The sequence below is a fragment of the Streptomyces sp. NPDC092370 genome, assembly GCF_044755265.1.
Lineage (GTDB): Bacteria > Actinomycetota > Actinomycetes > Streptomycetales > Streptomycetaceae > Streptomyces.
The window spans coordinates 1-24,598 of sequence record NZ_JBIVQO010000002.1 but is presented as its reverse complement, the minus strand read 5'-3'; the positions used below and the strand labels follow the sequence as shown (position 1 = coordinate 24,598).

General features: G+C 72.3%; 18 protein-coding genes, 1 tRNA gene and 3 pseudogenes. 13 read left to right on the top strand and 9 right to left on the bottom strand.

The window, feature by feature from the left end:
- Positions 1–28 precede the first annotated feature (28 nt).
- Positions 29–1,027: a LacI family DNA-binding transcriptional regulator gene (locus ACIQHQ_RS06675; protein WP_402610650.1), complete on the top strand. Its 999-nt coding sequence runs from the start codon at positions 29–31 to the stop codon at positions 1,025–1,027.
- A 13-nt stretch (positions 1,028–1,040) separates the two neighbouring features.
- Here the strand turns inward: ACIQHQ_RS06675 and ACIQHQ_RS06670 are convergent, their stop codons facing one another.
- Positions 1,041–1,385 (bottom strand): cupin domain-containing protein, encoded by a 345-nt coding sequence (locus ACIQHQ_RS06670; RefSeq protein WP_402610649.1) that lies wholly within the window; start codon positions 1,383–1,385, stop codon positions 1,041–1,043.
- 292 nt (positions 1,386–1,677) lie between these two features.
- Between ACIQHQ_RS06670 and ACIQHQ_RS06665 the strand changes: the two genes are divergently transcribed.
- Complete coding sequence (locus ACIQHQ_RS06665; RefSeq protein ID WP_402610648.1) at positions 1,678–1,941, top strand: hypothetical protein; 264 nt, start codon at positions 1,678–1,680, stop codon at positions 1,939–1,941.
- Positions 1,942–1,984: 43 nt separating this feature from the next.
- A tRNA-Pro gene (locus ACIQHQ_RS06660) sits at positions 1,985–2,058 on the top strand.
- A gap of 280 nt (positions 2,059–2,338) precedes the next feature.
- Here ACIQHQ_RS06660 and ACIQHQ_RS06655 read toward each other — a convergent pair.
- Positions 2,339–2,563 (bottom strand): hypothetical protein, encoded by a 225-nt coding sequence (locus ACIQHQ_RS06655; protein ID WP_402610647.1) that lies wholly within the window; start codon positions 2,561–2,563, stop codon positions 2,339–2,341.
- Positions 2,564–3,091: 528 nt separating this feature from the next.
- On the opposite strand from ACIQHQ_RS06655, the gene ACIQHQ_RS06650 reads away from it, so the two are divergent.
- Positions 3,092–3,778 (top strand): hypothetical protein, encoded by a 687-nt coding sequence (locus ACIQHQ_RS06650; RefSeq protein ID WP_402610646.1) that lies wholly within the window; start codon positions 3,092–3,094, stop codon positions 3,776–3,778.
- A gap of 276 nt (positions 3,779–4,054) precedes the next feature.
- Here ACIQHQ_RS06650 and ACIQHQ_RS06645 read toward each other — a convergent pair whose 3' ends face one another.
- A complete protein-coding gene (locus ACIQHQ_RS06645; RefSeq protein ID WP_402610645.1) occupies positions 4,055–4,354 on the bottom strand; it encodes a trypco2 family protein in 300 nt (99 codons plus the stop codon).
- Between the two features lie 84 nt (positions 4,355–4,438).
- Between ACIQHQ_RS06645 and ACIQHQ_RS06640 the strand changes: the two genes are divergently transcribed.
- The 4 genes from ACIQHQ_RS06640 to ACIQHQ_RS06625 all read left to right on the top strand — a co-directional run bounded on the left by ACIQHQ_RS06640 (position 4,439) and on the right by ACIQHQ_RS06625 (position 12,134).
- Positions 4,439–5,764 carry a trypsin-like serine peptidase gene (locus ACIQHQ_RS06640; RefSeq protein ID WP_402610644.1) on the top strand — a complete coding sequence of 442 codons (1,326 nt, stop codon included), beginning with the start codon at positions 4,439–4,441 and terminating at the stop codon, positions 5,762–5,764.
- Positions 5,765–5,903: 139 nt separating this feature from the next.
- Positions 5,904–8,288: a tetratricopeptide repeat protein gene (locus ACIQHQ_RS06635; RefSeq protein ID WP_402610643.1), complete on the top strand. Its 2,385-nt coding sequence runs from the start codon at positions 5,904–5,906 to the stop codon at positions 8,286–8,288.
- A 52-nt stretch (positions 8,289–8,340) separates the two neighbouring features.
- Positions 8,341–9,822 (top strand): hypothetical protein, encoded by a 1,482-nt coding sequence (locus ACIQHQ_RS06630; protein ID WP_402610642.1) that lies wholly within the window; start codon positions 8,341–8,343, stop codon positions 9,820–9,822.
- The gene (locus ACIQHQ_RS06625; RefSeq protein ID WP_402610641.1) at positions 9,819–12,134 is read left to right on the top strand and encodes an extracellular solute-binding protein; all 2,316 of its coding nucleotides are present in this window, start codon (positions 9,819–9,821) and stop codon (positions 12,132–12,134) included. Before ACIQHQ_RS06630 ends, ACIQHQ_RS06625 begins: the two co-directional genes overlap by 4 nt.
- 148 nt (positions 12,135–12,282) lie before the next feature.
- Here ACIQHQ_RS06625 and ACIQHQ_RS06620 read toward each other — a convergent pair whose 3' ends face one another.
- The gene (locus tag ACIQHQ_RS06620) at positions 12,283–13,368 is read right to left on the bottom strand and encodes a M12 family metallopeptidase (RefSeq protein WP_402610640.1); all 1,086 of its coding nucleotides are present in this window, start codon (positions 13,366–13,368) and stop codon (positions 12,283–12,285) included.
- Between the two features lie 99 nt (positions 13,369–13,467).
- Between ACIQHQ_RS06620 and ACIQHQ_RS06615 the strand changes: the two genes are divergently transcribed.
- A complete protein-coding gene (locus ACIQHQ_RS06615; RefSeq protein ID WP_402610639.1) occupies positions 13,468–15,189 on the top strand; it encodes a LuxR C-terminal-related transcriptional regulator in 1,722 nt (573 codons plus the stop codon).
- Between the two features lie 235 nt (positions 15,190–15,424).
- Here the strand turns inward: ACIQHQ_RS06615 and ACIQHQ_RS06610 are convergent, their stop codons facing one another.
- The 3 genes and pseudogenes from ACIQHQ_RS06610 to ACIQHQ_RS06600 all read right to left on the bottom strand — a co-directional run.
- Positions 15,425–17,992, bottom strand: coding sequence for a CHAT domain-containing protein (locus tag ACIQHQ_RS06610; protein ID WP_402611575.1), 2,568 nt, complete (start codon positions 17,990–17,992; stop codon positions 15,425–15,427).
- Between the two features lie 152 nt (positions 17,993–18,144).
- Entirely contained in the window at positions 18,145–18,705 is a 561-nt protein-coding gene (locus ACIQHQ_RS06605) for a hypothetical protein (RefSeq protein ID WP_402610638.1), read from the bottom strand.
- A gap of 902 nt (positions 18,706–19,607) precedes the next feature.
- Positions 19,608–19,802, bottom strand: a pseudogene (locus ACIQHQ_RS06600) (hypothetical protein); the annotation flags it as partial.
- Positions 19,803–19,975: 173 nt separating this feature from the next.
- Here ACIQHQ_RS06600 and ACIQHQ_RS06595 point away from each other — a divergent pair.
- The 3 genes and pseudogenes from ACIQHQ_RS06595 to ACIQHQ_RS06585 all read left to right on the top strand — a co-directional run.
- Positions 19,976–20,587 carry an RNA polymerase sigma factor gene (locus ACIQHQ_RS06595; protein ID WP_402610637.1) on the top strand — a complete coding sequence of 204 codons (612 nt, stop codon included), beginning with the start codon at positions 19,976–19,978 and terminating at the stop codon, positions 20,585–20,587.
- On the top strand, positions 20,584–21,297 hold the full coding sequence (locus ACIQHQ_RS06590; RefSeq protein ID WP_402610636.1) for a hypothetical protein: 714 nt from the start codon (positions 20,584–20,586) through the stop codon (positions 21,295–21,297). Before ACIQHQ_RS06595 ends, ACIQHQ_RS06590 begins: the two co-directional genes overlap by 4 nt.
- Positions 21,298–21,405: 108 nt before the next feature.
- Positions 21,406–22,357, top strand: a pseudogene (locus tag ACIQHQ_RS06585) (IS481 family transposase); the annotation flags it as partial.
- A 200-nt stretch (positions 22,358–22,557) separates the two neighbouring features.
- Here the strand turns inward: ACIQHQ_RS06585 and ACIQHQ_RS06580 are convergent.
- Both ACIQHQ_RS06580 and ACIQHQ_RS06575 read right to left on the bottom strand, forming a co-directional pair.
- Positions 22,558–23,172 carry a hypothetical protein gene (locus ACIQHQ_RS06580; RefSeq protein ID WP_402610635.1) on the bottom strand — a complete coding sequence of 205 codons (615 nt, stop codon included), beginning with the start codon at positions 23,170–23,172 and terminating at the stop codon, positions 22,558–22,560.
- Positions 23,173–23,275: 103 nt separating this feature from the next.
- Positions 23,276–23,491 (bottom strand): annotated as a pseudogene (locus ACIQHQ_RS06575) (hypothetical protein); the annotation flags it as partial.
- Between the two features lie 889 nt (positions 23,492–24,380).
- Between ACIQHQ_RS06575 and ACIQHQ_RS06570 the strand changes: the two are divergent.
- Positions 24,381–24,598: RICIN domain-containing protein (locus ACIQHQ_RS06570; RefSeq protein ID WP_402610634.1), on the top strand; the 218-nt coding region annotated here is incomplete at its 3' end.

Here is a 24,598-nt window from a genome sequence, read left to right as displayed (position 1 = left end):
CGTGGCGCCTCGTGGAACGGTCCATCGCATGAGACCGCCGACGATCCGTGACGTGGCCGACCGGGCCGGCGTCTCCAAGTCCCTGGTCTCCCTGGTGCTGCGCGGCTCCGACCAGGTGCGCCCCGAGAAGCGGGACGCCGTGCTCCGGGCCGCCCGGGAGCTCGGCTACCGGCCCAACGCCGCCGCACGCAGTCTCAGCGAACAGCGCACCCGCACGGTCGGTGTGCTCCTGAACGACCTGCGCAACCCCTGGTTCGTCGACCTCCTCGACGGCCTGAACTCCCTGCTGCACGCCAACGGCCTGCACATGCTGCTCGCCGACGCCCGCCTGAACCGCCGCACCGGGCAGGACCCGGCCGACCCGCTGCTGGACCTGCGCGTCGACGGCCTGGTCGTGGTCGGCACCCTGCCCGACCCGGCGGCCCTCGGGGTGGTGGCCGAGCGCATCCCGGTCGTGCTGGCCGGCTCGCGGGAGAAGGCGCCGCCGGGCGTCGACGTCGTGGCGGGCGACGACGAGCGGGGGGCCCGGCTGGCCGCCGAGCACCTGATCGGCCTTGGACACCGCCGTATCGCGCACATCGCCGGATTCGGCGCGGTGGGTGAGCTGCGGCGCCGCAGCTTCGAGGCGGCGATGCGCCGGCACGGCCTCGCGGACCAGGTGGTGGTCGAGCCGAGCGACATGACGGAGGAGAGCGGTTACCGCACGACCGTCCGGCTGCTCAGCCGCCCCGAGCCGCCCACGGCCGTCTTCGCCGTCAACGACATCGCCGCCCTCGGTGTGCTCTCGGCGGCCGCAGAACTGGGGCTGCGCGTTCCGCGCGACCTGTCCGTCGTCGGCTACGACAACACGAGCGTCGCCCGGCTGCGGCACGTGTGGCTCACGACGGTCGACAACACCAGCCACGAGGTCGGCCGCCGCGCGGCCCGCTGCCTCCTGGAGCGTTTCGAGGGCGCGGAGGGCGAGGGCCGGGTCCACCTCGCCGTCCCCACTCTGGAGATCCGCGGATCGACGGCGCCCCCGCTCTGATCGCGCACCGCGCTCAGAGGTTGATGGCGTAGGCCTTGCGCAGGGTCTCGTGCACCGTCCACGTCGTACGGTCGCCCTCGCGCAGCACGGCGAGGTCGCCGGGCCCGACCGTGAGCGTCGGCCCGTCCTCGACCTCGATCGTCGCCCGGCCGCTGATCACGACGAACAGTTCGTCGGCCTCCGTGTCGGTGACCACCCCGGGGGTGATCTGCCAGACGCCCCGCACCTGACGGCCGTCCGCCGACTCCCACACCACCTTCCCGGTCACCTCGGGCGTCCCGGAGACGATCTGCTCGGGCGCGAGGGGCTCGGGTTCGAGTTCGGCGTCGGGGACGTGGAGTACGAAGCTGTGCGTCATGCGGCGACCCTAGCCGTGGTGAGCGGGGGAGCGGCCTCGACGGAGTGTGGGGTGTCGGGGGGACCGGGTGGACACTCCGTCACCTCCGGCGTCGCGACCGCACCCGCCCCGCGCCGCACGCCGCGCTGCTCCCGATACGGCACCGATATCCGCCTCAACCCCTATGCCCCGGTCGGGAGTTCCCGCCGACTCGCGTATTGTTTGCGGCATATGCCCGGGAGTTGAGGTACGCCGGGTCTGCGATCGCGCGAGCGAAGGGGGACAGCACGTGGACGAGGCGCGGCACCGACCCGTGAGGCGAGCCGAACTGGCCGGAGGTGCCGTCACGGCCCTCCTGGCCGTCGCGGCCTGCGCGGGTCATGCCACCAAGACGGGGCTCCCTTGGTGGGCCGTACTCGCCGTCGCCGTCTCGACGGCGGGTCTCGCGGGCTGGACGGGCGCCCGGATCGGCCGCCCCGGCCCGCGCGACGAACCCCTGGACCTCGGTGATCGCGTGCTCGTCACGCACCCGTTCCGGGAGGTCCGCGACGCCGAGCTGCCTCCCCGTATGCGGTAGGGTTGACCTGCGTGATCACGCGGCTCGCCCGCGCGAGACGCATCGGGACGTGGCGCAGCTTGGTAGCGCACTTGACTGGGGGTCAAGGGGTCGCAGGTTCAAATCCTGTCGTCCCGACTTTGGGAAGTCGCAGGTCAGGGGCCGTTTCAGGAGACTTGAATCGGCCCCTTGATCATTCTTGGAACCCGCTGGGGCCAGCGCACTTGACGGAGCCGAAGCGTCCCTTGACCCGGTCGACGTACGCCATGCGGTCCGTTGACGTGCGCCCATTCCCGCCGTCTGCGGGCCGATGCCCGGACGGCCGTGTCCATCCGGCGACCCTGTCGGTAGCGGCCTGTGCTCCTGCCTGTGGTCCGGGTTCCGGCCGGGGAAGATCCGCCCACTTGAACGTTGCTGATCACGGAGCCGATGTGGGGTGGCGGTTCGTGTTCTCGTGCTGGTCGTGGGCGGTTCCGGGCTCCCCGTGGACGCGCCGCAGTGCGCGTCCTGGGGGGAAGTCCACCCAGGGCGGGGCCTTGCCCGGCATCCGGTAGGTGGTCCAGGAGTCCGAGCTGAACGCTCCGCACAGTGAGGTGGAGTTCCTCCATCCCGGCATGCCGAGCGGCCATACCTCCCCGTCCATGTCGGAGCAGCCTCGCGAATGTCGTCGTACAGGGTGCCGTTCGCTCTCCTCTCTTACGCAGTACGAGTGAATGAACCGATGGTTCCGTTCGCCGGCCGGTGGCGAGTCCTTACGGTTTCTGAGTGGATCCGGGGACTGCGGGAGAGGGCCCGCGGACGGGGGACCGGTGGAAAGGCGCACCTGATGTCGGGGTTGGGAAAGTCGCCGGACGCGCTCAGGCTCCGTGCGGGCCGCCGCGATCGGGCCTGGGGGCGAACCTGGGGCACGGTCGGCGTGGCATGTCTGGTGGCGACAGCGCTGATGTTCGGCGGGTCGTGGGCGGCCGGGAGCGGGGCGGAGCGGATGGTGGCCCTCGGGCCGTCCACCGGTAGCTGGGTGCTGGCGGCATCCTTGATGTACCGCGTGAGGGGAACGGGCGGGCGGGTGCGGACGCGTGTGCTGCTGTTGGCGGGTTCCGCGGTTGCCGGAGGTGTGTACCGGGGAGCGGTCACCGTGCTGTCGGCTCAGCCCGCGGCCTCGGGACGGGACATGCGATCGTTGCTGGGTTCGGTGGTGGTCACCGGAGCCACGCTGACGGTCGGCCTGGGGATGGCCGGTCTGGTGGTCGCGGCCGATGCCGGTACAGGTCGGCACGTGTTGCTGCGGCGTGTGGTCGACGGGGCCGTCACAGCCGGGGTCGTGTTCATGACGGTATGGGTCGTGCTGCGCGGGTCCGGTGACGGCTGGCGGCTGGGCACGGGGATGGTCGGTGTCCTGTGGACCGCGGAAGTCGTGTTCCTCAGTTTTCTGTTCGCCCTGCGCCGTCTTGTGCGGAGCGACCAGAGAGCCACCTTGTGGGTCGGGAGCGCCGGGCTGTCGCTGATGCTGATCGGCGACACCCTGCGACTGTGGACGGTCGGCCCGCACGGCCCCGAGGTGATGTCCTGTCAGCTGATCGACATCTGCGCCACCGCGGGACTGCTGGTGGCCGCAGTCGCCCCTTGGGTGCCCGGCGGGGCGAGCGCCCTGGGCACCGCTCAGCCCGCGCTGCGACGGGGGATGGAGGGTGCGGCGGCGTTCATTCCCCTGACGGTCTGCACGGCCATGGCGCTGGGATACGTGCTGGCTCCGCCTGCCCGAGACCCAGTGCCGCTGCTGGTCGGCGGAACGGCCCTGCTGGGTTTCTGGGCTCGCCAGAGATTCCTGCCGAGCGAGGACACCAGGCACGGCGACTGAGTCCTCGTGCGGCTGTCCTCTCCGTCAGACGTCGAGCACCGGCCGGGAACCGCAGGAACGCGAGACGCAGATCGGCATGGTGTTGCCGAGGTCCGCTCGTCCTCATACTCGTTCGGCAGCGAGCAGTGATCCTGTGGACGGACCCCGCCGGAGGTGAGGCGGACCTCCCCGGCCCGCCGCCGGCCGGCCGGGGATGCCGTCCTGGGTGGCGAAGTGCAGTCGTCGCGAACGATCGGCCGGTTCACGCCGACGTCCCAGACCAGGGTGAGGAGCGTGTCACCGGCCCACCATGCGCTCGACGCCGCTTTGTGTCGGGGCCGGTTTGAGGTCCACCTGCACCCGGTGCACGGAGTCGTGGCTCACCGCGCCGCCGAGGCGCGCCTCCACGACGCCCAGGCGCAACCCCGCGCCGCCCTCACCGGCCCGGTGGAACTGCACCGAGAACTCCACGCTCACCTGTTCGACGGTGAACCGCCAGTCGCTGCCCGCGCCGTCCCGCTCCGCCTGAGCCAGTTCCGTGCGGATCGAGTCGATCGCCTGTGCAAGACCGATCGGTTCGGACTGATTTACCGTCATGTCTCTTCCCCCGTTTGGTGCTTGACCGATTCGACAAGGGCAGGAGTCTAGTCCCGGAGGGTCCTGATGCGTAGCGTGATGAGGATGGGGGAACTGGCTGCGGACTGGCGGGTGCGGCTGCGGTCGGGGGGAGCGGCGGGCGAGGTACGGGGCGCCGGCGTTCTCATCGATGCGCGGACCGTCCTCACGTGCGCGCATGTGCTCCCGGACCCGGACGCGGTGATGTGGGTCGAGTTCGTGGAGAACCCGGGCGTCGAGCCGGTCTCGGCGCGCGTCGCCGACGGCGGCTGGTTGCGGGACCTGCCGGACGGCGACGGCGAGGACGTGGCGGTGCTGCGTCTGGACAGCCCGCGCCCACAGGCCCGCCCGGCCGTCCTGTCGACGGAGCTCACCGCGGGGCTCGCGGTCACCGTGACCGGGTACGCCGAGCGCTTCGACGACGGCATGGTGCTCACCGGGACCGTGCGTGGCCTGAGGGGGCACCGGGTGCAGTTCGACGCGCGGCACCGCAGGGAAGTGGTGCGCCGCGGGTTCAGCGGGGCCGGGGCATGGGCCGTGTCCGCGGACGGAGAACCGGTCGTGGTGGGGATCGTGGTCAGCTGGCGGGGTGACCTGGACGAGCCGCTGCCGCAGGACAACGTGCTGGCGTACTCGTACCTGATCCCCGTCGCGCGCATGGCGGACATCTCCCCGGCGGTGCGTGAGGTGGCACGTCCCGATGCGTGGGACCGGGGTTTCGACGGGCGGACGCGGCGCTGGCTGGCCGACCCGTCCGGCACCCCGGTGAAGGTCAGCGTGGTCGAGCGCGGGGGCGGCCGGGAGCGGACCCTGCGCCATCTGGAACACCTCGCCGACTGCGTGCACCGGCCTGCCGACGCCTCCCGGGACGAACTGATCGACCGGCTCCTGGGCGGAGTGCTCGCCTTCGCGCCCGGCGACTACCCCGCGTGCCGGGAGTGGCTGCTCGGCCGGGGCGAGCGCCCGGCCTGTGACTCCCCCTGCGCTGCCGGGCCGGGCCTCACCGTTCTCGTCGACGGTGTGGACGAGGCCCGCAGCCCCGCCCGCCTGGCCGGGCTGCTCGCCCGGCTCGTCGCGTGCCGCGTGCGGTTGCTGCTGGTGTTCCGCGACAGCGGCGGACCGGGATGGCGGGAGGTGCGCGACCTGGTGCTCGAGCCCGCCCTCTTCGCCCACGTCGATGAGCTGCTGGCCCGTGGGAAGGACTGGGAGGCCCGCCGCGCGCGCGAGGACGGGATGGTCGACGCGGAGTCCCTGCGCCACGCGACCGCCGCCACCGCGGACCTGATGATCCGCCGAGAGGCGATCACGGCCATCGCCGAACCGGCAAAACGACTGCGCGCCTTGCGGGAGTTCGCGCAGGAGCTGCGGACGGCGTACCAGGGGGGCGGGTGAGTGGGATGCGGGGCCGGCGGCCACCGCCGGAAAGGCGAACCGCCGGCGGTGTGTGCTGAGCCGGGGCGCCGATGAGCGGCGCGACCCGCCGTCGTGACATCGGTGTACCGACGGCCGCGGGGCGAAGACGGGGGAGGACATGCGCGTGAGTACGGAGCCGTGCCGTCAGCGACGGCTCAGTGGAAGCCCCTGCGACGGGGGGATCCTGCCGACCGGGTACTGCGACCGGTGCGGCCGACGACGGGACGCGCGGCCGCTGCCGCAACTCGACGACCGGCCGCGGGGTCCCCGGCAGCTGCTGGCACTGCCGAGCCGCACACCGCGCTCGCCCGAGGAGCGGCTCGACGGCGGCGCTCACATAGCGGACCAGGCACAGCGCTGCCGCACACCGGACTGCGGTGCCACGATCCCCGTCCTCCCGGGCAGCCCCGACCGGCAGTACTGCCCGCGCTGCGGAAAGCCGCACGCCATGCGGCCCGACTTCTTACGCGGCGCCACGCTCAACGACCAGTACCACATCAAAGGCCCCGTCGCCCGCGGCGGCCAGGGCTGGGTGTACCTCGCCGAGGACACCCACCTCGACGACCTCGTCGCCGTGAAGACCCTGCGGGACCGTTACGGCGCGCACGGCGCCGCCCTCGCCGACCTCGAGCGGCGCACCCTCGTGGCCAGCCGGCACCCGTACATCGTGCGGATCCGCGACTTCCTCCCCTATGAGGCCCCCACATCGGGCGAGGACGCCGAGAACCCCGAACTCCGCGTCCGGGGCGGTCACATCGTCATGGAGGACGTCGGTGACCACACCCTCCAGTCCATCATCGACGAGGTCCGCCGCGGACACGAGACGCTCGACATCGAGCACGTCGCCACGTACGGCATCCAGATCCTGACGGCGCTCTCCCACCTGCACCAGCAGGACCTCCTGTACGGCGACATGAAACCGTCGAACGTCGTCCACGTCGACGACCACGTCAAGGTCATCGACATGGGCAGCGTGCGCAAACTCCACCAGACCGAGCCGCCGCCCCACGTGACACCCGGCTTCCACGCGCCGGAGCTGGCCGGTGAACTCACCCTCGCGAACGACCTGCACACCGTCGGCGTGACCCTGCGCTGTCTCGCCGCTCCCGCCGTCCGCGACGACGTGCCCGGCCTCGGCACGACTTCGCTCGACGCCGTCGTCGACCGGGCCACGCGGACCGTACAGGAAGGGCCCCGCTTCAAGGACGCGGAGGAGATGGCCGACCAACTCCGGGGCGCCCTGCGTGAGATCAGGGCGCTGCGCGGCAAGGGCGGCTCACCCGAGCCGTCCGGCTACTTCGACCCGTCGCCGGAGTGGCTCGGTGAGCGGCTCGGCGACGTACCCGCGACATCCGACCTCGCGCGTCCCGACGAGGACCCCCCGCGCCGTGGTGCTCCGCCCGTCCTGCGCGTCCTGGACCACGGGCGGCCCACGCCCGTCGAGATCGCCCGACGGCTCCCCGTCCCCAAGCCGTTCCCGAAAGACCCGCGGACCCCCGAGTTCGGCGTGAGCGGGGGCTATGCCCGCACCGTGCGGCTCCGGCAGACCCCCGACGACGAGCCCTCCGCCGAAATCTGCCTGCACAACATCCGCGTCGCCCTCGCCACCGATCCCGCACCGCCCGACGTCGACGCGGCGGAGGCGGAGCTGGCCGTGGCCGAGGGCATCCCGGGTCCGGAGGAGGTGCGGCGCTGGCGCCTGGAGTGGCATCGGGGGCTGATCGCGCTCGCCCGGTTCGGCACGGGCACGTCGGGGCGGCCCGCCGGCCTGACGGCGGACCTGGCCGAGGCGTGCCGGAGCTTCGAACTGGTCCGCGCCGACCTGCCGGGGGAGTACGCGCCGAAATTGGCCCTCGCCTACGCCTACGAGTGCGCCGCCCACGCGGAAGCACGGGCACCGGACGCCGCCGCGGTACGGGCCCGGGCCCGCGATCTGTTCCACGCGGTGCATCTGCGCAACCCCGCGCACTGCGGCGCCGCCCTGGGCCTGGCCCGCCTCGCTCTCCACGAGCACGATCGCGACAAGGCGCTGGCCGCCCTCGAACGGGTGCCGCGTGGCACCCGTGGCCGCACCCTCGCCCAGCGGGCCGCGGGGCGGATCCGGGCCGCCTGCCTGGGCCACGGCCCCGAGGACCTGCCCTCGCCGGAAGCCGCCGAGGCGGTGCTCGCCGCACATGCCGCGGACCGGAACCGCCCCTCACAGGAACGGGAACTGGTCCTCGCACCGCTCGACGAACTCCGGCTGCGCATCGAGGTCAACGAGTGGCAGCTCGCCGCGCTGCACCTGAAGCACGGCATCACCGACGCGGGCGAGGCCACCTTGCGGCACCGCCTGCGCCGCTGGTGGCACCCCGCGCACGAACCGACCCCCGACGAACGCCGGGCGATGGAGGTCCGCGTCCTGCTGGAGCGCGACTACCTGGACCTCGCCGCCGCCGACCCGGACCTCCGCGAGGCCCTGGTGGAGCGCGCCCACGCCGTCCGCCCGACGACGTTGACATGAGACGCCGCCGGTGTCCCTGCCGCCGTATCGCAGCACCTGACAGGAGGCCCTGATGAATTCTCCGGCCGAGCCGGACCCGATGCCGTCGCCCGGCGGCGGCGAAACCGCGGGGCCCTACACCACCGCACTCGTCGTCGACGTCGACGAGCCCGAGCTCGTGCCGCGGATTCCGGGCGAGTCGGTCAGGCTGCTCGCGCAGGTGAAGGTGACCGTCCTGGACCGGGCACAGGGCGACCACGCGGACCCCGGGCAGCTCGCCCTGCTCATCGCGCTCGACCTCGCCGAACACCGCAGGGAGCGCATGCTGACGGCGATGCGGGCAGCTCTCGCCGCGATGCCCTCAGGCGTGTCGTTCGCCGTGCTCACGGCGGCCGCCGGGCGAGAAGACGGGCCCGTGCGCTACTACCCGGCGGAGCCCGGTGCGTGGACGCCGGCCGACCGGAAGCACCGGGTCAACGCGGCCTTCGCGATGGGCGCCGCCCCGCTGGCCGCCGACGGCGTACCGAGACCCTTCGGCTACGAAGGATGGCTGGCCGAGGCCCGGCGGACGTTCGCCGGGTGCGACCGGCCGCTGTGCCGACTGCTGCTCGTCACCGACGGGAGCACCGGATACGAGCAGGCGTCGCTCACCGAGGAACTGGCGGCGTGCGGCACCGGGTTCACCTGCGAGGTCGTGGCCGTCGGCACGGACTGGGACTACCAGCCACTGGAGCGGATCGTCAGCCGTCTGCGGGGGACGGCTGACGACGCGGGACCGGACTTCGCCGCCGAACTCGCCGCGGCGGTCCGCCGGGCCTGCCGCCGGGCCGTTCCCGCGCTGCCGCTGGAGGTCACCGTGCGCCCCGGCGCGCGCATCGAGTCCTTCGTCCAGTTCAAGCCCCAGCACCTGGAACTCGCCGCCGAGCCGTCGTCAGGACCGCACCGTCACGTGTTCCATACCCTGCCGTGGGACCCGGCGGGCACCGGCAGCGAGTTCCTGCTCGATCTGCGCGTCGACGGCGCCGGTGATCCGCTCGGCGAAATACTCCAGTTCGCGATGGTCTCGCTGGGATCCCAGCACGAAGCCGTCACCGCCTGCTGGCGTGACCCCGGCCTCCCACCCGCACGAACCGCCTCCAGCGCGAACGACGAGACGACCGGTGACAGCAGCCGCTTCCTCGACTCGCGGAACCGGATGATCGCCCATCTCAAGAAGGGCCTCACCTCCTTGGGAGCCGGTCGGAGAGCGGACGCGGAACGGCACCTGGGGCAAGCCGCTGCGGTGGCCCACCGGCTGGGGGTGCGCTGGGTCCTCGACGAGATCAAGGCCTGGGGCGACATCCACGACGCCGCCGCCGGATCCGTGAGCGTCAGCCTGCCCGCCGACGCCCACCGGGTCAGCGTCACGCTGCTGCGTCTCGGTGCCCGGTCGGCGAACGGGAGTACGGGCCGCACGGCAGGCCGACAGCGCACCGCCTGCCCCCGTCCGGACTGCCGGGAGCCGGCCGTCCCCGGGGCCTTCTACTGCGTGCGCTGCGGAGAGGAACTGTCGTGAGGAGAGGGCGCGAGCAGCGGCCCGGCACGGCCCGGCGCGGCCTGAGCACACGACGGCTGCTGCTGCGTCACCTGTGGGCCTTCCTCGGCTGCGCCGCCGTCGGCGTCGCTCTGCTCACCATCGTGGCCGTACCCCAACTGGACGCCCGAGTACGCGAGTTGCGCGACGACGTCGCGCCGTCCGTACGTGGCTCGGCAGCCGTCAGGCTCGCCGTGCTGCGCGCCGACGAGGCGGCCCGGCACTCGATCGTGCGGGGGGTCGCCGGTACGGTCGGGGCGGGTGAGACGGCCCAGAGCCAGCTCGCCGCCGCGGACCAGGGCCTCACCCAGCTCGCGGACCACGTCGGCAGCGGCATGGACCAGGACATCTCCGCGGCCAACGGCCTGCTCGAGGCCTACAGCAACGCCATCACGCTCGCCACGGTCAAGTATCAGGCGGACGTCGAGATGCGAAACGAGAAACTCGCCGAAGCCCACGCCCTGCTGAAGCGCCCGGACACCGGTCTGCTCGCCCGCCTCGACAAGGTCGCCAACGCCGAACGGCACCGGGCCGGCGAACTGTCCGACCAAGGCGTCCTGTTGACGGCCTCCTGGGTGGTGGCGGCCGCCGCGCTGGCCGCCGCCGCCACCGTGGCGGGCCTCGCGTGCCGCACCATCAGCCGACGCTGCGGTCGGCTGCTGGCCCCCTGGATCCTGGCCGGCGCCGTCGCTCCCATGGCCCTGGCCACCGTGCCTGCTTTCGTTGCGTGGCGTACCGCCCAGAACCTGAACACCGCGCGCGGCCATCTCGCGGACATCCTGCACATCACCCTCACGGACTCGCTCCGCGGAAACGCCGGGGAACTCACGGCCGCACAGCAACAGGTCGCCGCCACCGGCCTGCCCGACCTGTCCGCGTTCGGCTGGTGGAACGGTGTCTACGTCGTCGTGGGCCTGGCCGGCATCTGCGCCGCCGTCGTCGGCTTCGTCGCCCGGCTCACCACCGACTACCCCGAGCGCCCGGTCGACTGGTCGTGGGCGCGCGCCTCCTGGAACCGAGCGACCCGTACGAAGGGGCGCCGCTGGATCGCCGCGACGGCCGTGTTGGCCGTCCTGGCGGCGATCGCCACCCCGCAACTCCTGGACCGTGACCCCGTCGTCACCGTGCTCGGTCCGTGGACGGGCGAGGAGGAAGAGCGCTTCCTCGGCCTGATGAAAGCCGCCGGCATCCGTGTCAGCTATCAAGGCACCCCCGCCCAGCGCGAGGTGCTGCTCTCGCGGGTACAGGCCGGTGACCCGCCCGACATCGCGATCATGCCCGGCATCGGGGAACTCGCCCAATACCGCGCCGAGAAACACCTGAAACCACTCGACGACCTGGTCAAGGGCCTGCGCTACGCGGGGCCCTGGCGCCCGCACGGCAAGGGTCACACCTACTGGTGGCCGGTCAACGCCAACCTCAAGAGCATCGTGTGGCAGTCGCGCGACGCCGTCGGCCGCCCCGGCACCCCGTCCTCCTGGTGCCTGGGCATGGGCGAGGACGGCGCCGCCGGGTGGCCCGGCACCGACTGGATCGAGGACATCGTGCTCCAGAGGGCCGGACCGGACGTCTACGCGGACTGGGCCCGCGGCACCGGCAAGAACGCCTCCATGGTGTGGACGAAGGGACCGGTCCGGGAGGCATGGCAGCGGTGGGCCGGGTTCCTCGGCACGGACCGCAACCGGGCAAAGCAGGCACTGATCACCGACTGGCGTGGCCCCGGCGCTCTGACGAACGGCACCGCCTTCCGTGAGGTGACCCCCCGGTGCGCCCTCGAACACCAGGGCTCCTTCGCGCAGGGTGACGACGGCGCCCGCCTCACCGACGCCGCACCCCTGCTCCCGGGCGGGCCCTACCGGACACAGGCCTACGAGGTGTCCGGCGATTTCGCCGCCCTCTTCAATGACAGGGAACCGGCCCGCAAGGCGCTGCGCGCCCTCTTCTCCGAGGACGGGCAGGAGAGGTGGGCGGGTCAGGGCACCATGTACTCGGCGATGCTCCCGGTCATGGCGGAGATCGCCGACCACGGCGAGGTGGACTCCACCGCCCGCGCGATCTACGGAAGGTTCCTGCAGACCGAGGTGCCGCGCTGCCTCGACGCCTCCGACGTCATGCGGCCCGCCGTACGGGACGCGTTCCACGAGGCGGTGCTGCGGACCGTGGCCGCCGTGGCCAGGGACGGAAAGTCCGCGAACCTCGACGCCATCCTGGGCGGTGTCCAGAAGGTCCAGGACGTGACGGACCGGGACGAGGACATCGAGGAACTCGGGGTGTGCAGCGAACCCCGGGCGTGAATCCGGCCGCGTGGCCATGCCCGCGGCCTCGGGCACGCGGGCCGGTGTGGCGTGGTCGAGGACGTCACCCACCCCCATGGGCGACGTCCTCGACCGCTCCCCCGGTGCCGGACTGTGGCTCAGGTGCCCGCGTGACGGATCCGTGCCGTCACCAGCACATCGCCGCCGTCTCGCCGGACCCCCAGGCGGAGTACAGGCGTATGCGGACGGCGTAACGGCGACCCTTGACGAGCCGGGCGCCGATCGTGGCGTTGTGCAAAGTTCCCCCGTCGTCCTGTCCGGCGAGGTAGCGGGGTTCCCCGTTCCGCTCCTCGAAGATCACGACGACGGCGTCGCAGTCCCCGAAGGTGCCCAGTGTGTACGTGCGGGTCTCGGGCGGGTCGATCACGAAGTCCGCCTGTTCGCCCGGGCCGAGCAGGAGCGGCGCCGAACGGAACGGCACCAGCACGGGCGCACCTTGCGGATGCGCCGGCGGATACCAGCGCAGCACCGCCCCCTTGTCGGCGGCGGACAGGGTGCCGGGTGGATTCAGGCCACCGCGGTACTGCTCCGGTTCCAGGATCAGCCCCGACGGGAACGGGAACTCCATGATCGACTGCGGGTCCCAGACGGAGTGGTCCACCTCGTCGGGGCCGAGCTTGCGCAGGATGTTGTAGTGCGTCCGCTCCCGGCTCCAGTGGTGGGGCGGGCCCGCCAGTTCGGCGTACACGGCCTCGTCGTCCCAGTGGATGCCGGCGAACGGGCTCTGGTGCTCGTGCAGCAGACCGAGCGCGTGCCCGATCTGGTGCAGGGCCGTCGCGCGCCCCCCGGGCGCGGTCAGGTCCCAGCCGAAGTTCATGGTGCGTTCGTGCCGGCCGGCGAGCAGTGCCGCCCGGCCCACCGCGGACCAGGAGCCGTCACCGGGCTGGAACCCGATGCGCAGTTCGGCCTCCGAGCGGTCGTCCGTCTCGGCGAAGGTGACCCCGATGCCGAGGTCCTGCCACTCCCGGAAGCACGCGCGCACCACGGCCCGTTGCTCGTCGGCGCCGGCCCACGACACCCGTCGCGTCATCCCCCTCCCCGGCACGGGGATGACGGACGCGTCGGCGTCGCCGTCGAAGAACCAGTAGTGCAGAACGGTGCCGTTGACCCACATGCGCCGCCCGCTCGCGAGTGCGCTCAGCCGCTCGGCCGCCAGCCCCGGTGCGAAGGCGGGCGCCGGCGCCTGTGCCAGCGAGCAGTACCGTGTGGTCATGGGCCACAGCCTGCCCTGCGGCCCGTCCCGGGCGCCTGAGTCGGGGGCTACTCAAGTCACCCTGTATCAGGAGTGAGTAGCCGCGCTCATACCTGTGTGATGACCTACGAGAGGAACGCGACGACGCTGGAGCTGCCCTGGCCGTTCACCGGGCGGGACGACGAACTGGAGCTGGTCCGCCGGTCGTTGACCGGCGTGCGGCGCGGCATCGTGGTGACGGGGGCGGCGGGCTGTGGCAAGACCCGCCTCGCCGTGGAGGGGGTCCGCGGCACCGACTGGGCCCGGGCGGCCGGTACGCCGGAGAGCCGGACCATCCCCTTCGCCGCGTTCGCCCATCTGCTGCCCGAGTCGGTCACCCTGCACCGCGCGGTCCGGTCGCTGTCCGGCATCCGCACGCTGCTGGTGGACGACGCGCACCTGCTCGACGACGCCTCCGCCGCCCTCGTCCATCAGCTGGCGGTGCACGGGCGCACCCGGCTGCTGGTCGTCGCCACGGACGGCAGCCCGGTGCCCGGCGCGATCGCCCGGCTGTGGACCGGTGAACTCCTGCCCCGGCTCGCACTGGAGCCGCTGCCCGAGGAGGAGACCGGCCGGCTCCTCACCGCCGGCGCCGGCCCTCTCGACGCGCTCACCGCGAACCGGCTGCGACGCCTGAGCCAGGGTGATCTGCGGCTGCTGCGCGACCTGCTGGCGGGGGTACGCGGGCTGCTGACGCCCGTCCCGGACACCGGCGAACGGGCCTGGCGGGGCCCGGTACCCCTGACCCCGGCCGTGCGGGAGCACACCGCCGCCGTCCTCGGCCGGGACCGCCCCCTCGAAAGAGAAGCCCTCGACCGCCTCGCCTTCGCCGAACCCCTGCCGTCGGACCTGGACGACCTGGACCTCGACGCCCTCGAAGCGCTGGAGTCCGACGGCCTGATCGAGGTCGACGAGCACGGCGCCGTCCGGCTCGCCCACCCTCTGTACGGACCGGTGCTCCGGGCCGCGGCGGGCCGGCTGAGGGCGCGGCGGCTGGCCCTGCCTCCGGACGCGCACGCCGCCGCCCTCGACGCCGAATCGGCCGCCCTCGCCCACCGGATCGGCCGGCACGACGTACGGGCGATGCCCACCCCGGTGGGGGAGTGGACGGTCGCTGAGGGCGGACCGCTGCCGGGCCGGTACGCCGCGGTGCGCGCCCGGTTCGCGCGGCTGCGCGGGGAGGTGGGAGAGGCAGCGGCCTGGGCCCGGGAAGGCCTGCGGGGCGACCCCGGGGACGCGGCGTGCCGGACGGAACTCGCCCGCGCCGCGGCGGCCGTGAACAACCCGGGCGACCTGGACCGGGCGGCCGTCACCGACCCCTACGACGCCGTGCGCCTCGGCGCCCCGGAGAAGGTCATCGACCGGCTCGACGGCGTCTTCGCCCGGCACGCCGACGCGCTCACCCGCGCCGACGGACCAGACCTGGACGACGTGGCCGGGGAGCTGGAGCGGCGGGGCTTCCTGCTGTTCGCCGCCGAGGCGTACGCCCAGGCCGTGGCCGCCCACCACGACCCGCGCGCCGCCCGGCATTCCCGCACCCGGGCCGTCGCCCTGGCCCGGCGCTGCCAGGGCGCCCGCACCCCGGCACTGTCCGGACTGGTCCTCGGCGAACTCACCGCCCGCCAGCGGCAGATCGTCGCCCTCGCCGCGGCCGGCCTGACCAACCGGCAGATCGCCGAACGTCTCACCCTGTCGATCCGCACCGTCGGCAACCACCTGTACAGCGCCTACGCCCGGCTCGGCGCGAGCGACCGGGGCGCCCTGCCGTGGCTGGAGCGGACACCGGAGGCCCAACCGGCCTGAAGCCGGCACCGCGTTCGGTGGTCTGACCCGAACGGGGCGGGTCGGGCCGCCTGTCCCCGCCGACCGGTTCGACCATGAGCCGCTCGACGCCTGAGGGCCGCGCAGCCGCTCGCGGGCGCCGAGACCGATGAGGGGGAACCGTCGGCTCAGAGCGCGGTGCCCCCGGAGTGGCGCTGGCCGCGACGGGCCTGAAGCCGGCACCGCGTTCGGTGGTCCGACCCGAACGGGGGGCGGGTCAGGCCGCCCCGAATGCTGAGAACGCCCAGCCCGTGGCCTGGTGCAGCGCGTCGCCCGGCAGGGCGGCCCGGGCGTCGCGCAGCGCCTCCGCCAGGGACAGGCCGGCGTCGAGGCCCTTGTGCAGCGCGAGCATCAGCGGCACCACCGCGGCGTCGTTCACCGGCGCGCTGCACGCCACCACCCCGGCCGTACCGAGCGGCAGCAACGCCGTGACCAGGCCGAGCAGTTCGTCGGCGCCGACCTGGGCGAGCCGGGCGGTGTCGCAGCAGGACAGGATGATCCGGTACGGGCTGCGGTCCAGCCGCTCGAAGTCGTGCACGACGATCGGCCCGTCGGCCATCCGCAGGGAGGAGAACAGCGGGCTGTCCGCGCGGAACGTGCCGTGGGCGGCGATGTGCGCCAGGGCCGCCCCGTCCAGCTCCTCCAAAACGCGCGGCACCCGCGCCTGGTCACCCTCCAGGACGGTGGCGCAGCCGTACCGGCCGGCCAGCTCGGGCACCTCGGCGCCACCGGTCGCCAGGCCCGGACCGCGCACCAGCACATGGCAGCCGTCCGCAGGCGGCGGGGTCTCCCGGGCCCGCAGCCAGCTGCCCGCCGAGGGCGACACGCTGAGCACCCGCTCTCGCAGCGAGGGCAGCAGCGCCCACGGCACCCGGTGCAGCCGCCCCGGCGGCACGACGACCACCGGACCGCCGCCCAGGTGCGCCGCGGCCTGTCCGAGGAGGAGTTCTTCCAGCCGGTGCCCCGCCGACTCCACCACCGGCAGCCGGGCCTCCGCCCCCGGGTGGGCCAGCCGCCGCAACCCCGCCTGTACGTGCTCGGCCTCGGTCTCCGCCTCCGCGAGCAGCCCGGCCTCGAACCGGCGCACCCGTCCCCGCCCGCACAGCAGCACCTGCACCTGCCCGTCCAGCACGGCGAGTTCCACCAGCAGGACCTCGTCACCCAGCCGTTCCAGCAGCCGGCCGACGTCGAACCGGTCGCCGTCCCCGGGCGCCTCACCCCGTATGTGCAGGGTCCGGGAGCGGATCTCCCGTTCCAGGCGCCGTTGCTCGCGTTCCAGCGCCGGGACCGGCCGGCCCTCCATCCGGGCGGCCTCCGCACGGGAGGCGATCTCGCGGAAGGCGGTCATGCCGCTGAACAGTTCCGGATCGGCGGGCGGCCGGGTCGGCGGGGTGGACAGCACGGTGGCCCGCCAGCGCTCGCTCCACACCAGCAGCCGCCGCGGCCCGCCGGAGACCAGACTCGCCTCCTGCGCCAACGCCGCCAGCTCAGCGCCCTGTTCGGTGGCTCGAGCCCGCAACTCCGAGGCGCCCAGCGTCATCCGGTGGTCGTCCAGCACGTCCAGGCCGCGCCGACAGGCCTCCAGCACCCCGCGGGCCGACCCAGTGGCCCGCGCCCGCAGCGCCTGCGCCGCCCAGCCCGTCATCCGCGCCAGCGGCGGGCCGCCGTGCCGGCTGCGGGCGGCGACGGCCAGATGCCGCTCGGCGTCCGCCGTCCAGCGCAGATCCAGCGCGATCCGGCCCGCGAGCAGCGAAGCCTCCGGCGCGGCCGGGGCGCCGAACGACGCCAGCTTCGCGGCCACGGCGGCGGCATCGGCGACCAGCCGCCCTGAGCCGCGCCCGGCCGCGTACCGCGCCTCGATCAGCACCAGCCGGGCGTGCGTCTCCCACCAGGTGCGCCGCTGCCCGGCGAACAGCCGTACCGCGAGCGCCGCACGGGCGATGGCCGTGTGCGGATCGCCCGCGAGCCGCGCTGCCCGTGCGGCGGCCAGCAGCAGCTCCGCCTTACGGGTGGACTGCCCGCCGATCCCGTCCAGCCTGCTGATCGCCGCGTCCGCCTCGGCCAGCGCCTCGGGCGCCAGCCCGGCCGCCATCAGTACCTCGCAGCGCCGGATGTTCAGCATGAACGTCGGAGTGCCGAGCCGGGCGTACCGCTCCTCCGCCTCGTCCAGCAGCCGCAGCGCCACCGGCACGTCCCCGGACCGGAACGCGGCCAGGCCCCGGCTTTCCACCGCGTCGGCCTTGTCGTGCTCCTGGCCGGTGGTGTCCCACAGCGCCTCGGCCGCGGTGAAGTCCGCCTCGGCCCGCTCCACCGCACCCAGCGCCAGGTGCACGGTGGCGCGCAGGGTCAGGGCCCGCGCCGTCCAGATCACGTCGTCCGCCTGCCGCAGCACCGGCACCGCCCGGCGCACGTCCTCCAGCGCCTCGCGATGGTGACCGAGCACCCACCACACGTAGGCCCGCCGGTACAGCACCCGCGCCCTGGTGTGCCCCGTGCCCCGCGCGACTCCCCGCTCGAACGCCGCCAGACCCTCCCGGGTGCGGCCCGCGTGCACCAGCGCCACGCCCAGCGTGGCCAGCACGTCCGCCTCCCGGTCGGCGGACTCCGCGCGCGCCGCGCACTGCCGGGCCCGCCGCAGATGGCGCAGCGCGAGCCGCAGATCGCCGAAGTCCCGCTGCCAGATGCCGATCACCTGGTGGGCGACGGAGGCGTCCAGCGGGGACGGATCGGTGTCGAGCAGCGCCCGGGCCCTCGCGAGAGCCTCGCCCGGGTCGGCGAACACCATCGGCAGCAGTTCCGGAACCGAGTCGCTTCCCGCTGTCACTCCTCGGATGGTAGTGCTCCCGGAGCGCACCACACAGGTGTCGAGCGCACCCTGGATGCAGCCGCGCACGATCCGCCTTGCCGCCCACCGCCGTGTCCAGGGATGGTTTCCGTCTACTTCTCCCCTCGACTCACCCGTACGCAGCCCCAGGTGCCTGTCACAACGATCAGCGCTGCCAGGCCGCCAATGATCCCTTTGTACGCGCCGGGGTCCAGGTCTACTGCTGTGTCCTCGAACGGACCAGCTGCTCCCTCAGGGTCGTACAGAACGCGCAGTCTGTCGCCTGGCTCAATCCTTTCCGGGTCGCAGCCGTCCGTCATCTGAGGTGAGATCTCCCGGCCGTCGCGGGTGCGGAGCGTGCACTCATCGGTCTTGCCGTTGTCGACGACGACCACCACGGCCTCGGTCCACCGACCCCTCTTCTCCAGGCCCCGCTCTTCGCCGGCCTCTCGGGTAATGGCCGCCAGCACGACTGCGGCGATGAGGGCAACGGTAAGCGCCCCGATGGCCAGTTTCGGCGGCTTCTTATGAGTGACGTGGCGGAGCAAGAGGGCTGGAACCAGGACGAGCGCCAGGGGTATTGCCAGCGCGGAGATGATGAAGGCCGGGCCGCGCAGGAAGCCCGGCAGGGGCACCACCGGCGCGAACCACATCAGGGCCCCCGAGGCCGCCACGCACCCGCTGTTGAACAGAAACCAGCGAATCGGGCCCGCACGGCGCGGGTGTCGGGGAGGAACGTTGTCAGCCGGCTGGGCCGCTCGGTTAGCTCCTGTCGTGAACCCGCGTATGTCCCTGCCCGTTGCCATGCGCGCTCTCCGTCCATATCGGCCTGTCGACGGGTGAGCGTACGGGGCGCGGAATGTGGCGTCTGACCGAGCCTCCCGGCAGAGGAAGGGCTTGCCCAGGGCCGCTGGGCAAGCCCTCGTTGTCGGTGGCGGCTGGCGAGGATGGTGTAGCAGACCGCGTCGCGCGCCACCACTCGACAGCCCCGCGGCACAGGCACCATCCCGGAGACCCAACCCTGCCGCATTCGCGCCGACGCCTGGGCAGGTGGGTGGCCGGGCGGTGATGATGATCCCGCATGCTCTGCGGACACGGCCGATGGAGACGTTCGCCCTGTGGCGTGTGACAGGAGCTTGGCGGGGAGCTTCGGCCTCTTTGCCCAGGTGGTCGGCAATGGAGACGGTCACCCGGCACCTGCCCGGCCCGTGTGGCCGGCCAGCGGCGGCACCGCCCTCCACGGGTCCTGCGGCCAGCTCGCAAGCAGGCGCTCGCCGTCCTCTGTCCGCTCAGTCAGGACGATCTGGCGCCGTCGATCTGCCCCACGAGCCGATCCACGACAAGTACTGGTGCTTGGGTATGCGGTGAGTTTCGAGAACGCGTGTCGGTCAGCGCCGTTTCCTCCTTCGTGCCGGTCTGGGACCAGCGCACCCTGCGCCTGACCGTCTACGACAGCGCCGACCGGCTGCGCTCGATGACCACGCGATAACACCGCTTCCCCGAGAGCGCCCGCGGCCGGGACCAACGGCTGACGCGGCGGCCCTGTCGCACTGGCTGCGCCAGCACAGCGGGATCCTCACAGGTCCGTCCAGGGGCGAAGCGCGCCGCCGACCAGAGGCGTCCACACATCCGCGGCGGGACCCTGTTCGAGGTCTTCGAGCACGGCCGCTCCCAGCGGCGCTTCCCGGACGAGCGCGGCGACCAGGGGGTGCTGGGCGGCCATCGCCTGCAAGTCGCTGATCCTGCCCTCCAGCCTGGTACGGGAGGCGCCGGGGCACCGCCGTCCGTCCTCCCCGGCACCCCCGCCGTACCCGTCCTCCTGGCGGTCGTGCCGGGTCATCCGTACCCAAGGACACGGGGCGTGCGAAGCTCAGCCGGGGTGTAACGCCTGCCGCCTGTTGTGCCAAGTACGGATGAAGCGCAACCGACGACGAGGGGATCCGAGTGACAGGGAACCGGGGCGGGCCGGCCGAGGCGGCTTGCGACCCACAGCTCTTCGAGGAGTTCTATCGGCGCCATGTGGACGCCGTGACGTCGTTCGTGGCCCGGCGTGTCACCGACGCGCACACCGTGGCCGACCTGACCGCCGAGATCTTCCTCGCGGTCCTGGACTCGGCGGACACCTACCGCCCCTCCCGGGGCAGCGAGACCGCGTGGCTCTACGGCATCGCCCGCAACGTCGTCTCGTCCGAGTACCGCCGGGTCGCCCGGGAGGCCGAACGCGTCCGGCGGGTCTCGGGACGGCGGCTGCTTGAGGCCGACGACATCGTCCGGCTGGAGGACAAGCTCGACGCGCAGAGCCCGGCACGCCGTGCGCTGGCCGCCTTGGAGCGGCTTCCGCCGGGGGAACGGGCGGTGCTGGAACTGATCGTGGTCGACCAGCTCACGGTCACCGAGGCCGCGGCGGCGCTCGGCATCCGCCGCACCACGGCCCGGGTCCGGCTGCACCGCGCCCGCAAGGCCCTGCGCCCGGAGGCCGCGGGGCTGCCGCCGGGACCGGGAGCGCGCGGCGCGTCACTGTCATTCGTCACAGGAGGAACAGGGGGAGAGGCATGACCGCGAGGGCGACGTTCGAGGACCGACTGCTGACGGAGCTTCAGGGGGAGATCGTGCGGCGGGAGCGGACGGCGCTTGAGGCGAAGGGGGCGCCGGAACGCGGGGCCGCGGACACGACGGCCGGGCACGGCACGGGAGGTGGCTTCGGGGCCCACGCGGGGGGCGGGCCCCGAACCCGGGGTCCACGGCGCCGGCTGGTCACGCGTCCCCGGCTCGTCATCGCCGCCGGGGTCTGCGCGCTGGCGGGGTTCGGGGTGACCCTGGTACCCGGCTCGCCCGCCGTCTCGCCGGCGTACTCGCTGGAGCGCCATGACGACGGCAGCGTCACTTTCAGCCTTCACGAGCTGGGCATCGGCCCTGACGCCCAGAAGGAACTCGCCGGGAAACTACGGGCGGCGGGAATCCACGTCACCATCGACGACCTGAAGCCGGGCTATCGGTGCGCGCCGACGCGCGGCAAGTCCCTCGGTGTCGTCGGGGTCAGTGCCGTCCTGGACCTGCCCGAGGTCGGCGCTCCGAAGAGCGCTCAGCCCCTTCCGGACGACTGGCCCGGCGGGAGTGTCACGCTGCACCGTGGCGACTCCCTGGGCATCGAGAACCGCCCGGCCGGTTCCAAGGACGACAGCAGGCTCGTGCGGAGTGAGGCCTACTTCCCCTTCAAGGGCAGGATGACCGCGTGCGAACCGGAGCGGGACCCGCTGAACAGCTAGACGATTAGATGTATTGATCACGAGCGTTGTTAACGCTGGTCGGAACGATCATGGCGAAGGCCTCCATGTGTGGTGGAGGTGTCGAATCTTCACCGCACGGAGGCCTTCGTGTCCCACCGTAATGCCCGGCTGACCGTTCACGGCAGGCGGCTGCTCGTCGACCGTGTCCCGCTCCGGCCGTCCCGTCGCCCACGTCGCCGCAGAGATGGGCATCTCCCGTCCCACAGCCCACAAGTGGATCCGGCGGTGGTGGGCCGAGGGCGAGAGCGGACTCATCGACCGTTCCAGCTGTCCCCGCAGGACACCGCCCGGACTACAGCCGCCACTGAGGCGCATGTCTGCAGACTGCGGCAGGACCGCACACTGGGCCCGGCACGTATCGGCTCGATCCTGGGCTTGCCCGCCTCCACCGTGCACCGCATCCTCACCCGCCACGGCCTGAACCGTCTGGCCTTCCTGGACCGGCCCACCGGTCACGTCATCCGCCGCTACGAGCGTGAACGGCCCGGGAACTGGTCCACGTGGACGTCAAGAAGCTCGGCCGGATCCCTGACGGCGGCGGTCACAAGGTCCTGGGCCGACAAGCGGGCCGGGCCACCCGCAGCGGCGTGGGCTTCGACTACGTCCACTCCGCCGTCGATGACCACACCCGCCTGGCCTACAGCGAGATCCACGGCGACGAGAAGGCCGCCACCTGCGCGGCCTTCCTGCGCCGGGCCGCGGTCTTCTTCCAGACCACGGGCATCTCCGCATCGATCGGGTCCTGACCGACAACGCCTGGCCCTACCGCTAGAGCTTCGCCTGGCGACAGGCCCTGGCCGACCTCGGTGCGGCCGGCAAGCTCACTCGCGCCTACCGGCCACAGACCAACGGCAAGGTCGAACGCTTCAACCGCACCCCGCTCGACGAATGGGCCTACCAGCGGCCCTACACCAGCAACACCGAACGCACCGAAGCCCTGGCAGACTTCCTGCACACCTACAACCACCACCGCTGCCACACCGCACTCGGCGGCCAGCCACCCATCACCCGCGTGAACAACGCCGCGGGTCAATACACCCAGGACCTGGGCGCCCGCGGACTTCAGGTTGGCGTAGCGGACCTTGGTCCGCGGGACCCGCCCAGTGCTTGGAGCGCGTGCACGCGGCCTTCGAAGAGCGCTTCCTGGCCGCAGGAGGCGAAGACGCGGTGGATGGCCCTGCCCGTGTGTCGAGGGCACCGCTGAAACAGCGGTGCCCTCGACGCGGCGATGCCGCAGGATCAGGCACGCACGGTGTACCACGCACCCAGGCCGCTGCATCCGCGGGCGTCATAGGTGGTGCTGCGGTAGCCCGCAGGGATGGGCGAGTAGGGACACGTCCAGATGCCGTTACGGACGAGCTGGTGGAACCAGGCGCCGATGCCGCTGCAACCGGTGCGGTCGTAACCAGTGGTCACGTAGCCCGAGACGACCGGCGAACCCGCGCAGGTCCAGAGACCGTCACGCGCGAGTCGGTGGAACCAGGCGCCGACGCCGCTGCAGCCATTGCGGTCATAACTGGTGATGACGTACCCGGTCACGATGGGCGAGCCGCCACAAGTCCAGATCCCGTCGCGGACCGGCACCTGGAGCCAGGAACCCGCGCCGTTACAGCCGTTGCGGTCGAAGGCGGTGATGACGTAACCGTCCGGAACGGGTGTTCCGGGGCAGGTCCAGCCGCCCACCGTGGCCTGCGATTCGTTGGCCGCGGCGCTGCCTGTACCGGCGACAGTGCCGGCAAGGACCACGGTCATGAGGAACGCAACTGTTCCTGCAATTGCGGCGACCCTGTTTCGGAAGGCCGTCATCGTTGCGGAGTTCCACGAACCCCACACCTGGTGAAATTTGCTGCTCAATTCACACATCCCTAGAACCTGGTAACGGAACGAGGGTCACACTAGTTGTTCGCCACGTGAAGAAAGCATGCGAATACTGAAAAGACGATAACTTGACCTGAAACTACCGGAGGAGCGCGTCAGTACATAAGCAGAGCTTCCCGTCCGCCGGTCCAACGAGCTTGTGGAGAGGGGCGATGCCGAGCACGGCGTGGTGGACGCCGTCGCCCTTGAGGCGGCAGTCGCGAAGGATCTTCTGGGTCTTCATGCGGGCGAAGGTGTGCTCGACGCGGGCGCGGACCTTGCGGTGGGAGCGGTTGTGGTCTTCTTTCCAGGGCGGGGGTGCATGCGTACACGCCGGCCGGCGCCACCGTCGAGGCAATCCGTCCGGGCGTAATCGACCAGATGGTCAGCGATCTGAAGGGTGAAGCCAGAGTCCAATCTGAAGCGTTCGTGCGCGCGAAGCTGTGGCATCACCGTGAGGCACTCGAGGTGGAACAGGTCGCTGCCGGGCTGGCCCCTCGCTCGCCCGCGCGCCCCGCAGACCGAAGCAGCAACCCTGGCCCCGGCTTCGAAAGAGCGGGGGAAAAGGGACGCCAGTCTGTGGGCCGGCCAGGCCCTTGAACGTGCTCGCGCCGATGGAGCAGCTGCTTGCCCGCCACGAGATGGTCCACGGCCTGCTCCGTACCGGCGGCGCCGTCGACGTCGACCCACCACGTGTCCGACATGGGATGACCCCAGGGGCGCCCGAAGGAGACGAACGGAATGCCGCGTTCGCGCAGGAAGGGGATACGAGGGTCGTGGTCCTGGGTGGAAGTGATCATGAAGCAGTCGACGGTGTTCGTCGTGCTGCTCTGGCACAAACCTTGAAGTGTGGCTGAGCCCGGTAGCGGCGCAGCGAGGCACACGCGCGCCTGATCGGTCGGCGAACCCGCCGTCGGGCTTCGTAATGATCATCAGCCCGCTCCCGCACGCGCTGCTACCTCCCCCTCGCGGCAAGAGACCCGCATATCCACGGAATCCGAAGCCGCTTGGTTCAATCTGCGATTTCGGCTCGCGAATCATGCGAAAAGTATTGACGCAGTTCACCGGACCCTTAAGATCCAGTCGATCGACACTTCGACCGTCGTTCGTTATCTCGAACACGCTAGGGCCGCACCCCCGCCGGATTCCGGACAGCCTCTGACGGGCGCATCGGTACCGCCCGCTCAAATGATGACGAGGTTCGCATGCACAGACGTAGTTTCAGCCGCAAACACCCGTCCGCGGTGCTCGCGGCTACCGTTGCCGCCCTGGTCGCGTTGGCGGCGACGCTCCTCGCCAGCCCCGCTCAGGCGGCCACCACCAGCGCTGTGCGCGGCGTCGCTTCCAACCGGTGCCTCGATGTGCCGGGCGCCAGCCAGACCGACGGCACGAACGTGCAGATCTGGGACTGCAACGGCGGTAC